Annotated in this window: 15 protein-coding genes; 10 read left to right on the forward strand and 5 right to left on the reverse strand. The window is 70.6% G+C overall.

The annotated features are described in order from the left end of the window. Positions 1 to 229 precede the first annotated feature (229 nt). From ACYVE7_RS19530 to ACYVE7_RS19540, 3 genes are all read right to left on the reverse strand, one after another. The gene (locus ACYVE7_RS19530; protein ID WP_460366388.1) at positions 230 to 514 is read right to left on the reverse strand and encodes a DUF3039 domain-containing protein; all 285 of its coding nucleotides are present in this window, start codon (positions 512 to 514) and stop codon (positions 230 to 232) included. Between the two features lie 4 nt (positions 515 to 518). Then, positions 519 to 1,106 carry a YqgE/AlgH family protein gene (locus tag ACYVE7_RS19535; protein ID WP_460366402.1) on the reverse strand — a complete coding sequence of 196 codons (588 nt, stop codon included), beginning with the start codon at positions 1,104 to 1,106 and terminating at the stop codon, positions 519 to 521. A gap of 227 nt (positions 1,107 to 1,333) precedes the next feature. Beyond that, positions 1,334 to 1,663 (reverse strand): hypothetical protein, encoded by a 330-nt coding sequence (locus tag ACYVE7_RS19540; RefSeq protein ID WP_460366389.1) that lies wholly within the window; start codon positions 1,661 to 1,663, stop codon positions 1,334 to 1,336. Here ACYVE7_RS19540 and ACYVE7_RS19545 point away from each other — a divergent pair. Then, positions 1,644 to 2,093 carry a hypothetical protein gene (locus ACYVE7_RS19545; protein WP_460366390.1) on the forward strand — a complete coding sequence of 150 codons (450 nt, stop codon included), beginning with the start codon at positions 1,644 to 1,646 and terminating at the stop codon, positions 2,091 to 2,093. The genes ACYVE7_RS19540 and ACYVE7_RS19545 overlap by 20 nt on opposite strands. 109 nt (positions 2,094 to 2,202) lie before the next feature. Next, positions 2,203 to 3,960: a DEAD/DEAH box helicase gene (locus ACYVE7_RS19550; RefSeq protein ID WP_460366391.1), complete on the forward strand. Its 1,758-nt coding sequence runs from the start codon at positions 2,203 to 2,205 to the stop codon at positions 3,958 to 3,960. Positions 3,961 to 4,189: 229 nt separating this feature from the next. Here ACYVE7_RS19550 and ACYVE7_RS19555 read toward each other — a convergent pair whose 3' ends face one another. Beyond that, a complete protein-coding gene (locus tag ACYVE7_RS19555) occupies positions 4,190 to 4,759 on the reverse strand; it encodes an isochorismatase family protein (RefSeq protein WP_460366392.1) in 570 nt (189 codons plus the stop codon). Between the two features lies 1 nt (position 4,760). Next, on the reverse strand, positions 4,761 to 6,086 hold the full coding sequence (locus ACYVE7_RS19560) for a nicotinate phosphoribosyltransferase (protein WP_460366393.1): 1,326 nt from the start codon (positions 6,084 to 6,086) through the stop codon (positions 4,761 to 4,763). Between the two features lie 53 nt (positions 6,087 to 6,139). Between ACYVE7_RS19560 and clpS the strand changes: the two genes are divergently transcribed. From clpS to ACYVE7_RS19600, 8 genes are all read left to right on the forward strand, one after another. Beyond that, a complete protein-coding gene (gene clpS / locus ACYVE7_RS19565; RefSeq protein ID WP_460366394.1) occupies positions 6,140 to 6,430 on the forward strand; it encodes an ATP-dependent Clp protease adapter ClpS in 291 nt (96 codons plus the stop codon). Then, a complete protein-coding gene (locus ACYVE7_RS19570) occupies positions 6,430 to 6,963 on the forward strand; it encodes a DUF2017 domain-containing protein (protein ID WP_460366395.1) in 534 nt (177 codons plus the stop codon). Before clpS ends, ACYVE7_RS19570 begins: the two co-directional genes overlap by 1 nt. Positions 6,964 to 7,025: 62 nt before the next feature. After that, the gene (locus ACYVE7_RS19575; protein WP_460366396.1) at positions 7,026 to 7,922 is read left to right on the forward strand and encodes an MEDS domain-containing protein; all 897 of its coding nucleotides are present in this window, start codon (positions 7,026 to 7,028) and stop codon (positions 7,920 to 7,922) included. Positions 7,923 to 7,937: 15 nt separating this feature from the next. Then, on the forward strand, positions 7,938 to 8,858 hold the full coding sequence (locus tag ACYVE7_RS19580) for an anti-sigma factor RsbA family regulatory protein (RefSeq protein ID WP_460366397.1): 921 nt from the start codon (positions 7,938 to 7,940) through the stop codon (positions 8,856 to 8,858). Beyond that, a complete protein-coding gene (locus ACYVE7_RS19585) occupies positions 8,851 to 9,084 on the forward strand; it encodes a hypothetical protein (protein ID WP_460366398.1) in 234 nt (77 codons plus the stop codon). Before ACYVE7_RS19580 ends, ACYVE7_RS19585 begins: the two co-directional genes overlap by 8 nt. Positions 9,085 to 9,131: 47 nt before the next feature. Further along, positions 9,132 to 9,548 (forward strand): M67 family metallopeptidase, encoded by a 417-nt coding sequence (locus tag ACYVE7_RS19590; protein WP_460366399.1) that lies wholly within the window; start codon positions 9,132 to 9,134, stop codon positions 9,546 to 9,548. 164 nt (positions 9,549 to 9,712) lie between these two features. Beyond that, positions 9,713 to 9,985 carry a MoaD/ThiS family protein gene (locus tag ACYVE7_RS19595; protein WP_460366400.1) on the forward strand — a complete coding sequence of 91 codons (273 nt, stop codon included), beginning with the start codon at positions 9,713 to 9,715 and terminating at the stop codon, positions 9,983 to 9,985. Positions 9,986 to 10,008: 23 nt separating this feature from the next. Beyond that, entirely contained in the window at positions 10,009 to 10,956 is a 948-nt protein-coding gene (locus tag ACYVE7_RS19600) for a PLP-dependent cysteine synthase family protein (protein WP_460366401.1), read from the forward strand. Positions 10,957 to 11,153 lie beyond the last annotated feature (197 nt).

The following is an 11,153-nucleotide window of genomic DNA, read 5'->3' on the forward strand; positions in this document are numbered from 1 at the left end:
GCCCTCGCCGGGCTCGGGCGAGCTCGGTCCCAGCGAGCTCAGCCCCGGCGAGTTCAGCCCTGGCGCGGGCAGCGGCGGTGCGGGCGCCGCCGCTGACGGGGTGGCCGCCGCGATGGCCGTGAAAGAGAGCATGACCGAAACGCCCCGCCGCATCCGTCCCCCGAACCCTCGGCCGATGAGGCGGTCAGGCTACATGATCTTGTTCGGACGGCGGCGGAGGCGCGAGCGGCTACTGGTCGTCCTTCTTGCCGCCGCCCGGCGCGAGACCCTCGTAGATCTCCTTGCACTCCGGGCAGACGGGGAACTTCTTGGGATCGCGGTTGGGGACCCAGACCTTGCCGCACAGCGCGATCACCGGGGTGCCGGTCAGCGCCGACTCAGTGATCTTCGCCTTCTTGACGTAGTGGGCGAACCGCTCGTGGTCACCGTCGCCGTGCGACAGGTCGGGGCGCTCGTCCTGGTCCGGCTTGAGGATGGTCCCGGTGCCGCCGGGTTCGAAGAATGGCGTGCTCATCCGTTCAGTTTAGTGATGGATCCTCGGGATAGGTGGCCACGAAGGCGAGGTCCCCGCCCTGACGGCGCAGGACGCGCGGCCACAGGCCCGCCGGATCGTCGCCGAAGATGTCCGAGGTCTCGCCCGGCACGAGGTACCAGGAGCCCTCCTCGATCTCTGACCGGAGCTGGCCAGCGCTCCAGCCGGAGTAGCCCGCGAACACCCGGAACCGGTCGATCCCGTCCTTGAGCAGCGCCGGAGGGCTGTCGAGGTCGACCAGCCCGACCCGGGAGACGGCCGGAATGCCCTGCAGGGCGCGGAACCCGAGCGGATCGTCGGCGCCCGTCACATGGGCGAGGGCCAGGGCGCTGTCGAGGGCGACGGGCCCGCCCTGGAACACCACGCCGTGGTGGGCCTCGGCGCTGCTGAGCAGGTCGGCCCAGCCCGGCAGGATCTGCCGGACCTCGATTTCGGTCGGACGGTTGAGGACGACGCCGAGGGTCCCCTCCTCAGGCCCGTGATCGACGATGAGGACCACGCTGCGCTTGAAGTTGGCGTCTTCCAGCAGCGGTGTCGCGATCAGGAGCCGCCCGGGGCGGATCTCGTCCTCCATGGCGCTCATTCTTCCGTCTCCGCGCCGGTTATGGACACGCCGTCCGAGCTGCGGGACGGCGTCGCGCCTCGCGAACCAGGGCGTAACCGTCACAATGAGGGGTAAAGAAACGATCAAGCGGTGCTCTGGGGAGGCGTGGGGATGCAGCCGGTCAGGGTGATCATTGCGGCGATCTTTTTTGTGATCGGCGCGATGCTCGTCGTCCCCGCGTTCATTTCGGGGGACGGTCAGTCGAACGCGTCGGACACGCCGTCGCCGGTCAGCAGCGGGCCCAGCCCCGAGGCCGCCGACGAGCCGACCGTGAAACCGACCACGGGGAAGCCTTCGACGTCCAAGCCGGCGACCTCCAAACCGCCGACCAAGACGCCGTCGAGCCCGCCGCCCGCCTCGCCCACGGCGAAGCCGACGACGCCGAGGCCCACCACGCCCAAGCCGACCACGCCCAAGCCCACGACGCCGAAGCCGACCACGCCGAAGCCGACGACGTCCAAGCCGGTCCCGCCGGTCGCCACCGGCTCCCAGCCGAGCCTGGTGCCGTTGAAGGTGACGTTCGGCAAGGTCGACTGCCCGAAGCGGCTGGTGACGATCAAGGTCGTCAACGACGACCCGGCCACCACCCAGGGCTATTCGATCGTCCGGGGCGGCTCGATCTTCCTCGCCGACCAGCTCGGCCCCAAGGCGTCGCGGAGCAGCGCGCTGACGCTCACGGAGGACAAGGCGACGGTCGTCAAGGTGACCCAGGACGGCAAGGCCAGGGCGTCGCACAGCTACAAGGCGAACTGCGCGAAGGCCGCGCCGAGCAAGACCACCAAGTCTCCTTCCCGGACGGCCCCGGCCCATCCGCCGCGCACTCTGCCCAAAACAGGCAACGACGACAGCATCATGATCGCCCGGCTGGCGACGGGCGGCGCCTCCCTGATCACCGGTGCGATCGTCCTGTGGTGGGGCGGGCTGTGGCCGCGCCGCAAGGACAGGATGCTCGGCTGACGGCCGCAGGGGAACGCCTGTTCGGGGGCCTAACACAGAGTGCGGGTGACGGCGAGCACGTCCCGACTCGGCATGTCCTGTCGGTGGGGCTCGGTAGCCTTGGGCCATCGTGAGTACCTTCGCCGCCTCGAACCTGCCCCCCGCCTATCCCGAGCGGGCCGCGTGGGGGACCGCCGGATCACTTCGCGCCTGGCAGCAGCAGGCCCTGGAGCTGTACTTCCGGGAGGTCCCCCGCGATTTCCTGACCGTCGCCACGCCCGGCGCCGGCAAGACCACCTTCGCGCTCCGGCTCGCCCGTGAGCTGCTCGACCGCCGCGCGATCCAGGGGATCACCGTGGTCTGCCCGACCGAGCACCTCAAACGGCAGTGGGCCGAATCCGCCGCCCGCGTCGGGATCAAGATCGATCCCGAGTTCACCAACGCGATGGGGAAGACCGCACCGGACTTCCACGGTGTCGCGGTCACCTACGCCACCGTCGCGGCCAGGCCGGCGCTGCACCGCAACCGCACCGAGGCCCGCAAGACCCTGATCATCATGGACGAGGTGCACCACGCGGGCGACGGCCTGTCCTGGGGCGACGCCGTACGTGAGGCGTTCGAGCCCGCCACCAAGCGGCTCGCGCTGTCGGGCACCCCGTTCCGCACCGACATCAACCCGATCCCGTTCGTCGAGTACGAGGAGGGGCCCGACGGCATCCGCCGCAGCCGCTCCGACTACACCTACGGCTACGGTCCCGCGCTGGCCGACGGTGTGGTGCGGCCCGTCATGTTCATGGCGTACGCGGGGGAGATGCGCTGGCGCACCCGGGCGGGCGACGAGATCGCCGCGACTCTCGGCCAGCCCCTCACCCAGGACCAGACCTCCCAGGCGTGGCGTGCCGCGCTCGATCCGAAGGGCGACTGGATCCGCCAGGTCATCGAGGCGGCCGACAAACGGCTCACCGAGGTCCGCAAGGGGATGCCGGACGCCGGCGCGATGGTGATCGCCACCGACCACGAGGCGGCGCGCGCCTACGCCAAGATGATCCGTTCGATCACCGGGCAGGGCGCGACCATCGTCCTGTCCGACGACCCGAACGCCAGCAAGAAGATCAAGCAGTTCGGCGAGTCGGAGGACCGCTGGCTGTGCGCGGTCCGGATGGTCTCCGAGGGCGTCGACATCCCGCGGCTCGCCGTCGGCGTCTACGCGACGTCCACGGCCACGCCGCTCTTCTTCGCCCAGGCGATCGGCCGGTTCGTGCGCGCCCGCAAGCGCGGCGAGACCGCGTCGGTGTTCCTGCCTTCGGTGCCGACCCTGATGGGTCACGCCTCGGAGATGGAGACCGAGCGCGACCACGTCCTGGACCGCAAGACCCGCGAGCAGGACGGCCTCGACGACGACGCCCTGGAGCAGGCCAACCGGGCCAAGGACGGTGCCGACCTGTCGGAGGAGCTGCCGTTCGAGACCATGGAGGCCAGCGCCACCTTCGACCGGGTGCTGTACGACGGCGGCGAGTTCGGCCTCCAGGCGGCCCCGGGCAGCGCCGAGGAGGAGGACTTCCTCGGCATCCCCGGCCTGCTGGAGCCCGAGCAGGTGACGGCGCTGCTCCGCCAGCACCAGGCCAACCAGCTCGCCGCCCAGCGCAAACGCGGGCCGTCCGCCGCGCCGGAGCGGCAGGAGAAGACCGCCGCCGAGGATCTGCAGGCGCTCCGCCAGGAGCTCAACGGTCTGGTCGGCGCGTGGAGCCACCGCACGGGCAAGCCGCACGGCGTCGTCCACACGGAGCTGCGCGCCTCCTGCGGCGGCCCCGCCGTCCCGCAGGCCTCCGCCAAGGACATCCAGGCCAGGATCGACAAGATCCGCGAATGGGCTCTGCGCCGCACCTGACCGGCGCCACGGCAGAACCCCGCCGGTCGGACGGCGGGGTTCTGCGCGGGGAGCGGTCACACGTGCGCGGCGTGCGCCTTGGGCGTGTCCTGATCAGCCACCGCCCAGGTGATCCCGCCGGTCATCGCGGTGCGGCCGGCCTCGGTCCGCGGCTGGGACCGGCCTGCGGGGTGCCATGGACGCCCAGCTCGCCGCCGAACCGCCCCGTCCGCCGACGGAGCGGTGACGATCAGCGCAGGACGGGCGCTCCGCTGAGGGTCACTCCGGCGGCGCGCAGATCGTCCAGGGCCACTTCGGTGGTCGCCGGGGCCACACCGGCGGTGAGATCGAGCAGGACGGTCGTGGCCAGCCCCTCGCGGGCGGCGTCCAGGGCCGTGGCGCGGACGCAGTGGTCGGTGGCGATGCCGACCACGTCGACGGCCGTCACGTCGTGCTCGGCCAGCCATTCGGCGAGCGGCGTGCCGTCGTCGTGGAAGCCCTCGAAACCGCTGTAGGCGGCCGACTCCCTGCCCTTGGAGAACACCGCCTCGATCGGGCCGAGCGCCAGCGCCGGATGGAAGTCGGCGCCGGGGGTGCCGATCACGCAGTGCGGCGGCCAAGTGGTGACGTAGTCGGGCTCGGCCGCGAAGTGGGCGCCCGGGTCGAGATGGAAGTCGCGGGTCGCGACCACATGGTCGTAGCCCGACGCCGCGACATGGGCGGAGATCGCGGCGGCGACGTCGGAACCGCCGCCCACGGGCAGCGAACCGCCCTCACAGAAGTCGTTCTGCACGTCCACGATGATCAGTGCTCGGCTCATGTCAGCATCCCATCAGGTGGCGGCGGTCAAGCGAAGAGGGTGGGGAGGGCGGGGGGGGGGGGCAATCGCCCTTGGACAGGTGCAGGGCGGCGGGCGGCAGCTCGGCGAGCGAGCGCCGGTGCCGGTCCCGCGCCGCTTCGAGCGGTTCCGCGCCGACGACGTTCCCGCCGCGCACGAGCGGGACCTGCAGCGGCCGGTCGTCGGCCCCGAACTCCTCCGACAGCGACACCACCTCCGCGACGGCCTGATCCCCGGCGAACCGCCGGTAGGCGTGCTTGCGTCCGCCCCGGCTGGGTTTGCCCGGCGACGCCTTGGCGACGGGGGACAGCGCCCCGTCCGCGTCCTCACGGGCGACCAGCTTGTAGACCATCGACGCCGTCGGCGCGCCCGACCCGGTCACCAGCGACGTCCCGACCCCGTACCCGTCGACGGGCGCGACGGCCAGCGCGGCGATCGCGTACTCGTCGAGGTCGCCGGTGACCACGATCTTCGTTCCGGTGGCGCCGAGCGAGTCGAGCTGCTTGCGGGCCTGCTCGGCGACCAGCCGCAGGTCGCCGCTGTCGATCCGGATGGCCCGCAGGTCGGGCGCGAGCTCGATGGCCAGCGCGATGGCCCGCTCCACGTCGTAGGTGTCGACGAGCAGGGTGGTGTCCTGGCCGAACGCGGCGATCTGGGCGGCGAACGCGGCCCGCTCGTCGTCGTGGAGCAGGGTGAAGGCGTGGGCCGCAGTGCCGGAGGTCGGCACCCCGTAGGTGCGGCCCGCCTCCAGATTGGAGCTGGTGGCGAAGCCGCACAGGTAGGCGGCCCGTGCGGACGCGACGGCGGCCCGCTCATGGGTGCGCCGCGACCCCATCTCGATTAGCGGCCGCTCGCGGGCGGCGTGCGCCATCCGGGACGCCGCCGCGGCCACCGCGCAGTCGTGGTTGAAGATCGACAGCGCCAGGGTCTCGAGGATGACGGCCTCGGCGAAGCTCCCCTCGACCCGCAGGATCGGCGATTCGGGGAAGTAGCAGTCGCCCTCGGCGTAGCCCCAGACGTCACCGGTGAACCGGTAGTCGGCCAGGTAGGCGAGGGTCGGTTCGTCGACGACCGCCTCCTCCCGCAGGAAGTCCAGTTCGGCGGGGCCGAACCGGAACCGCTCCAGGGCGTCCAGGAAGCGTCCGGTGCCGGCGACCACGCCGTATCTGCGGCCCTGCGGGAGCCGCCGCGCGAACACCTCGAACACGCTGCGTCGCGCCGCCGTCCCGTCGCGCAGGGCCGCCTGGAGCATGGTCAGTTCATAGTGATCGGTGAGCAGTGCCGTGCTCGTGCCGTCTCGCTGGTCCACACCGCCAGAGTACGGGGGCGGTTCCAGCGGTCCGCGCCCGGTAGGTTCGTAGGGTGACCACCGCACCTGTGGAGCTGAACAGACCGGAGACGGGCGAGGAGATCAGCCCGGACCTGCCGTGGCTGACGATCGTCTGGAACGACCCGATCAACCTGATGTCCTACGTCACGTACGTCTTCCAGACGGTGTTCGGCTTCGCGCGGGAGAAGGCCGAGAAGCTGATGATGGACGTCCACCAGAAGGGGCGGGCCGTGGTCGACTCGGGGACGCGCGAGGAAATGGAGCGCAATGTGGAGGTCTTGCATTCGTATGGTCTTTGGGCGACGGTGAAGCGGGACGACTGATGAGCGGATTCCGCCCGAACGGGCCCGCGGGGGTGGTCCTGCGGCTGGAGAAGGTCGAGAACGCCGTCCTGCAGAACCTGCTCGAGCAGCTGCAGGAGATGCTGGGCGAGATGCCGAAGGGCGATCCGGGCCTGGCCGAACTGGGCATCTCCGAGAGCACCAGCGCGCCGGACGATCCCGCGCTGGCCCGGCTGTTCCCCGACGGCTACAACGGCGACGACGAGGCCGCGGGCGAGTTCCGCCGCTACACCGAGACCACGCTCCGAGAGGGCAAGGAGAAGGACGCCAGGGTCGTCCTGGACTCCCTCGACTTCGACCGCCCGGTCGAGCTGGACGCCGACCAGGCCCACTCCTGGCTGCGCGCGCTCAACGATCTGCGGCTGGCCCTGGGCACCCGGCTGGACCTGACCGAGGACAACCACGAGGACTTCGCCCGGCTCGACCCCGACGACCCGCGCTACGCCCTGTTCGTCACCTACGACTGGCTGACCCAGCTCCAGGACGGCCTCGTGCACTGCCTGTGGCCGGATTAGGACACCAAGAACATTACGGAATGTCCGGATCCAGCTCCGGACCGTGTTGATAGCTTGCCCGTATGAGCACCCCCCATGATGTGCGCGTGGCGGTGGGCGGGATGGGCTTCGGCGACCATCTCTGCCTCCCCTACGACAACGACCATGAGCGCAGGGCGGTGCTCGTGGCGTATCTGCGCGACGGGCTGAAGCACGACCACAAGATCATCTACCTGGCCGACACCGACGGCCCCGCCGAGATCCTCGCCTGGCTCACCCGCGATCCCGAGGCCGCAGGGCTCGACCTGGCCGGCGCGATGGACCGGGACCAGTTCGTGGTCCGCACCGCCGAGGAGGCCTATCTGGCCACCGGCAGATTCGACCCCGACGAGATCATCGGCCTGTTCGCCACCGAGATCGAACTGGCGCTCGTCCAGGGCTACGCGGGCGTCAGGGTCACCGGCGAGGAGACCTTCTCGCTGCGCGGCTGGCCCGGCACCGACCGGTTCGCCGAGTTCGAGCAGAAGATCGACGACGTGTTCCGCACGTCCGAGGTGAACGCGATGGCGATCTGCCAGTACGACCGGCGCTGGTTCGCGGCCAAGCCGCTGGAGCACCTGCTGGGCACCCACCGAGGCGAGGTAAGGATCGACGACGTGTACGACGACGAGGTCCTGCGGATCTCCCCGACCTTCACCCCGCCGGGGCTGGCGCTCGCCGGAGCCGTCGAGGAATCGACCTTCCCCGCCCTGTCGGACGCGCTGCACACCCTCGGCCGCAGAACCGGACATCTCTGTCTGGACCTGTCCGAGGTCGACTACTGTGACATGGGTGGCCTGCGGACCATGCTGTCGGCCCGCACCTCCCCGGACGGATATGAGCGGATGCTCCTGCTGCGCGGCGTCCGGGAACCCGTCGCCGAACTCCTGCGGGTCGCGGGCTGGTCCGACCTGCCCGGACTGGTGGTGGAAGAGGCCTGACGGATGCCGGTGCTCATGGGGACGAACAGGGACGCTCTGGTCCATCAGGCGCTGCTCTACGGCTCGCAGGAGGAGTACGTCGAGGAGGCGCTGACCTTCCTGCGCGCCGGCCTCGACGTCGGCGACTCCCTCGTGGTGATCGGATCGCCCGGCCGGATCGCCCTGCTCCAGCGGGAGATGGACGAGCTGGTCGACCTGGACGAGCTGGAGTGGTACGACGACGCGTCCTGGTACCTCACCCCGCCGCGGAGCATCGCCGCCGCCGTCAGTTCCGGCCGGGACCGCTGGTGGAAGCGCGGCGGCCGGGTCAGGATCGTCTCCGAACCGCTCTGGGCGGGCCGCACCCCGGCCGAGATCCGCGAGTGGAAGCGGTACGAGGCCCTGCTCAACGTGGTCCTCGCCGAGACCAGGACCTCCCTGCTCTGCGCCTACGACCTGCGGCACGTGCCCGCCGACGTGATGCGGATCGCCGAACGCACCCACCACGACCTCGACTACGAGCCGCCGTTGACCGTCTACACCGAGCTCAACCGGCATCCGCTGCTCCCGCAGACCGGCCGGATCGCCCACCGCGGCTTCCTGCGCGGCGAGCTGCCCGGCCTGCGCGACTTCACCGCCAAGGCCGCCATCGGGTTCGGGCTCGGCGCCTGTATGCCGCTGGTGATGGCCGTCAACGAGGTCGCCACCAATGTGATCAGGCACGGCGGCGGGCACGGCTCGCTGCTGGTCTGGAGCGACGGAGACAGCGTGATCTGCGACGTCCTCGACCCGCTCGGCCGGCTCGAGGACAAGTTCCTCGGCTTCCTGCCGCCCGACCCCGACAAGTCCGGCGGGGCGGGGCTCTGGCTGGTCCGCCAGCTCTGCGACATGGTCGAGATCAGGTCCGGCGAGACCGGCACGATGTTCCGCCTCACCGTTCGGATCGCCGATGCCTGACCTCGAAGAGCTGGCCGCGCGGCTCAAGGCCCTGGGCCTCACCACCGAGTCCGCGGGCGACACCCTGGCCGTCGCCAATCCGATCGTCCCGAGCGTCCGGGCGGTGGTGGCGGTGGACGGCGAGTTCTACGTCTCCTTCGGCGGCATGATCGTCGGACGGGCGGACGATCCCGGCGCCGCCGCCGAGCGGATCGCCCACCTGCTGGGAATGATCCAGCCGGACTGATCCGGCCGACCTGATCCGCTCCGGACGACCCGGATAAACTGCACGTCATGCTCACCATCACCCAGACGCTCGTCGACCAGATCGTGGCGCACGCCCGCGCCGACCACCCCGACGAGGCCTGTGGCGTGATCGCCGGACCGCTGGGTTCCGACCGTCCCGAGCGGTTCGTGGCGATGGAGAACGCCGAGCGTTCCCCGACCTTCTACCGGTTCGACTCGCTGGAGCAGCTCAAGGTGTGGCGGGAGATGGACGACCGGGACGAGGAGCCCGTCGTGATCTACCACTCGCACACCGCGACCGAGGCCTACCCGTCCCGCACGGATGTGACCTACGCCTCGGAGCCCAACGCCCACTACGTTCTTGTTTCCACGCGTGACGAGGCTCAGGCGGAGTTCCGGTCCTACCGGATCGTCGACGGAGTGATCACGGAGGAAGAAGTTCGCGTCGTGGACGCTTATCTGTAGAGGGTGCGGTTCGCGCCTCGTGCTGGTCGTTTCGTAAAGTAGGGGTCATGCCGCCGGTCCAGAGCTTCCTCTTCAGCCACTCGCGGGCTGAAGTCGTCTACGACTGTCGTTGACGCATCGCCTCAGCACCCCCGTTAACGCTTGTCATAGAAGGAGATCAACCGATGGCTATCGAGGTCCGGATCCCGACGATCCTGCGGAACCTCACCGACGGCAGCAAGGCCGTCGAGGGCAAGGGCGCGAACCTGAGTGAGCTCTTCGCCGACCTGGAGGTCCGCCACCCCGGGCTGCGCGCCCGCCTGGTGGACGAGAAGGGCCTGCGCCGCTTCGTCAACGTGTACCTGAACGACGAGGACGTCCGCTTCCTCGGCGGGCTCGACACGGCCGTCGCCGACGGCGACACCGTCACCGTGCTGCCGGCCGTCGCCGGCGGCTGACCCCGACCGGCGAACAGAAGATCATGCGTTACGACTCGCTGCTGGACTCGCTGGGGCGGACCCCGCTCGTCGGGCTGCCCCGGCTTTCGCCCTCCCCTGAAGTGCGCCTCTGGGCGAAGCTGGAGGACCGCAACCCCACCGGCTCGATCAAGGACCGTCCCGCTCTGTTCATGATCGAGGCGGCGGAGAAGGACGGCACGCTCACCCCCGGCTGCACGATCCTGGAGCCGACCTCGGGCAACACCGGCATCGCCCTGGCGATGGCGGCCAAGCTCAAGGGCTACCGGATCATCTGTGTGATGCCGGAGAACACCTCGGCGGAGCGGCGTCAGCTCCTCCAGATGTGGGGTGCGGAGATCATCTCCTCGCCGGCCGCGGGCGGCTCGAACGAGGCCGTCCGGGTGGCGAAGGGGCTGGCCGCGGAGAATCCGTCCTGGGTGATGCTCTACCAGTACGGCAACGAGGCGAACGCCCGCGCCCACTACGAGACCACCGGGCCCGAGATCCTCCAGGACCTGCCGACGATCACCCATTTCGTCGCGGGGCTCGGGACGACGGGCACGCTGATGGGCACCGGCCGCTATCTGCGCGAGCACGTCCCCGACATCAAGATCGTCGCGGCGGAGCCGCGCTACGGCGAGCTGGTGTACGGGCTGCGCAACATCGACGAGGGGTTCATCCCCGAGCTGTACGACGACTCGGTGCTGACCACCCGCTACTCGGTCGGCTCGATGGACGCCCTGCGCCGCACGCGCGAGCTGCTGGAGCAGGAGGGCATCTTCGCCGGGATCTCCACCGGCGGCGCCCTGCACGCGGCCATCGGGATGGGCCAGAAGGCCGTCAAGGCGGGGGAGCGGGCCGACATCGCCTTCGTCGTCGCCGACGGCGGCTGGAAGTACCTGTCGACGGGCGCCTACGAGGGCACCCTCGAAGAGGCCGAGTCGGCGCTCGAAGGCCAGCTCTGGGCCTGAGCCGCACGCACACCGAGACCCCGTCGCCCGAGCCCGGGCGGCGGGGTCTTCGCGTTCACTGCCGCGGCGGAGTGAGCCAGCAGGGGAGCGGGCCGAGCAGGCGGGCCCGCGCGTAGGTGACGTCCGGCGGGAGCACGGCGGTCCCCCGGTAGAGCGGCCCGTCGCGGACGACCGTCAGGGCGAGGTCGGCGGCGGCG

Source organism: Actinocorallia lasiicapitis (assembly GCF_054778695.1).